This is a genomic window from Mycobacterium sp. 852002-51163_SCH5372311 (genome assembly GCF_001667115.1).
In the GTDB taxonomy this organism is placed as follows: domain Bacteria; phylum Actinomycetota; class Actinomycetes; order Mycobacteriales; family Mycobacteriaceae; genus Mycobacterium.
On the sequence record NZ_LZIJ01000157.1, the window covers coordinates 1 to 2,982 of the forward strand.

The following is a 2,982-nucleotide window of genomic DNA, read 5'->3' on the forward strand; positions in this document are numbered from 1 at the left end:
TCAATCACTCGGCTACGACACGCCGGTACCGATGATCAGGGCCCCGACTCGTACACCACTCTGCTGGACGCAACCCGACGCGTTCGGCCTTTCCCTGGCCTGTCGTTCAAAGAGTCTCTGTTCCTTGCCGAAGCGATTCAGGAGCACGGTGCCGGTAAACGGATACGGCGACTCACTCTGTTCCAAAAGCTGAATAGGTCGCCGACTAGCGGCACAAGCCGAACCCTGATCACTTCGAGTAGCCAGTACGGCCTGACTACTGGCGCTTACAACGCCGAGTTTCTGGACCTAACACCCGAAGGCCGCACCGCGTCGGACAAGTCGATCTCCACCGCCACACGCCTGCAGGCGCAAATCAATCTAGCGATCCTGAACCTTGACACGTTCAAGCAGGTGTTCGAAAAGTACGCGGGTAATCGACTGCCGCCGATTGAGGTTCTGCGCGACGCTTTCAAAGATGCTGGGATTGAGGACGACTTGGTTCAGGAGGCCGCGGAAATCTTCCTAGCCAACACCCGCGAGCTCGGCTTAGTAAGGCAAATCGCTGGCTCAGAGCACTTGGTTTCGGTGGACACAGTTCTTGATGAGGCACACGGCCAGGCTGGGGGTGCTGCCGAAGATGACGACGAATCCGAGTCGGAGAGCGAAGACACGCCGAGCGCTGAGGCCGAAACTGCTGAAAAGCGTTCCAAGCCTACAAAAACACGCTCCTCAGGCAGTGGAAGCGATCTTGATGACGTGTGTTTCATAGTGTCTCCAATCGGAGACGCGAATTCGCTGTTTCGAAAGCACGCAAACCTGGTACTGACGTCGCTAATCGAGCCCGCCTTGGCCGACCTGGGGTTGCGAGCGGTACGGGCAGACAAAATCAGCAAGCCAGGTCTGATCACCGGTCAGGTAATCGAGCACATCGCAAAGGCGAGGTTGGTTATCGCTGACCTCAGTTTTGCGAACCCAAACGTCTATTACGAGTTGGCGTTACGCCATGCTGCGCGGAAACCCGTGGTCCAGATCATCCGGTCTGAGGACGCTCTGCCATTTGACGTCGGGCAGTACCGGACGGTGACGCTTGATATGACCGACATATACACCTTGGTTCCACAGCTTGAACTGCACCGGCAAGAAATCACACGGCAGTGCCGCGCCGCCTTGAATGAAGGCGTGCCGTCGTTGACTCAACTGTCACTGTTCTACCCAGAGTTCTGGGATCACGTCGGGAAGTAACTGACTATCTACGCCGTGCCGCGATTCCGACGCTGTAGATCCACAACCGTGCCGTTGACGGTCGCGACCGGACGCGCGAAATTCGGTGCCGCCGTGTCGTCCTCTCTGATGTAGTCGGCGTAGGTCGTCAGGGTCAGCACGAAACTGGAGTGCCCCAGCCACTTCGACACCTGCATGTAGTGCTCGCCCGCGGACAGCGCCAGCGTGGCGAAGGTATGCCGTAGGTCGTACAGCCGCACTGAGCCGAGACCCAATGCCTTGCAGGCGGGTTGAAAGTAGTTGTGATACAGGTTGTCCGCGACGATCGGCTTGGCCCAATCGAAGTCCTCCACCTGCACCGCAGACTTACCCGCACGGGTGCGCTTGCCAGGAAACAGCGGCGCATGCGCAATCCGCTTCTTGTCGGCAAACGGGTGGATTCGGGTCAAGTATTCCCGCATATCGTCTGCCAACCACGGCGGAAGCGGGATCGTGCGGTCAGTGGAGGCATCGCTTTTCGGTGTGCCCTCAATCCAGACCAGCGGTGCCGGTTCGTCGTGCTCGTCAGCTTCGGTTACCGCGCGGCCCTTCTTCTTGGTGCGACAGATGCGTACTGACCCTACGGTTCCCGGAATGTCGGACAAGGTGATGTCCTGCACCTGCAAGCCCTGCAGCTCGGCCACCCGCACGCCGGTATAGGCCGCGAACACAACAGACAGTGCGTAGACGGGATTTCCGCGCGCGGTGGCGACGTAGTCGTAGATGGCGGCAACCTCGTTGCCTGCGAGAGGCCGGTGCTTGAACGGTGCCTTGCCGTTAGACGCAGCACGGCGTTTGGTGGTGTGTCGCCGACCGGCAACCACAGGGTTGCTCGGTATGGCCTGGTCGTCTACGGCCACATCGAGAATCCGCTTCAAAGTGCCGACAATGTGCTTGACGGTTTTAGGACTGCGACTGACTAGGCCGGTGCGGGGGGTGGTTGTGGGTTTGCGTCTGGCTTTGCCGCGCGTGACAAACGAACGCTGCTCGTGCGGCGCTAAGAGATTGGCCCGAAAGCGGGCCACGTCTGCCGTGGTGATGGAAGCCACCGGCTTGCTGCCGAACACGGCGGCAATGTGGCGGCGGTAGATCTTGCCGTAGTCCTCGATGGTGGAAGGGTCTACCTGACCCGCAAGGCTGTCCAAGTACTGCTTGGCGTACTCCCCTAGTGGCCGATTGGCTTTCGCCTTAGCGCTGCTCGGGTCAATGCCCTTAGCGCTGTCCAGGGCATCCTCCACCTTACGCAGACGCGCCTTGGCCATGCGCTCGGTATCGAACGTCTCTGACGTTTGCTTGAACTGTCCCGTAGGTGCACCGAACTCATCACGTACAGGCTCCAGCCATACAACCTGATACCGCACTATGGGATTGCCGAACTTGTCCACCTTGCCGGACGGCCGCTTGCGAATGTGAGCCATTACTGCGTCCTCTCTTCTGCGGACGAGTCCTCCCCGTCGTCTATCGGCTCCGGAGGACCGTAGCCTTTGCACGTCGGCTCACCACAAGGCTGCGGTTCTGTCGTCTCAGCGTCCCGGTTGTCGTCTCGCTGGTGCTCGCGGTTCATGCCGAACACCTGGACCTGTGCCGTGGCGCTGGCGTAGATGCGCCGAACGGTGGACGGTTGCCATTCCGATTTGCCTAGCGGGCTTAGGATTTCCTCTTCCGTGAGGGCGGAGGCGATAGCGTCGTAACTGAAGCCGGCATTCCTGTCTCGGACAATGCGGCGGACCACCGAAGCCG

Annotated in this window: 3 protein-coding genes; 1 reads left to right on the forward strand and 2 read right to left on the reverse strand. The window is 59.8% G+C overall.

Annotated features, from left to right (window positions below; translation table 11 throughout):
* Positions 1-1,224: hypothetical protein (locus A5791_RS26845; RefSeq protein ID WP_067239567.1), on the forward strand; the 1,224-nt coding region annotated here is incomplete at its 5' end.
* A gap of 8 nt (positions 1,225-1,232) precedes the next feature.
* Here the strand turns inward: A5791_RS26845 and A5791_RS17645 are convergent.
* A complete protein-coding gene (locus A5791_RS17645) occupies positions 1,233-2,660 on the reverse strand; it encodes a site-specific integrase (protein ID WP_067239568.1) in 1,428 nt (475 codons plus the stop codon).
* A partial coding sequence (locus tag A5791_RS17650; protein ID WP_197504720.1) for a recombinase family protein occupies positions 2,660-2,982 on the reverse strand: 323 nt, incomplete at its 5' end. The genes A5791_RS17650 and A5791_RS17645, both read right to left, overlap by 1 nt.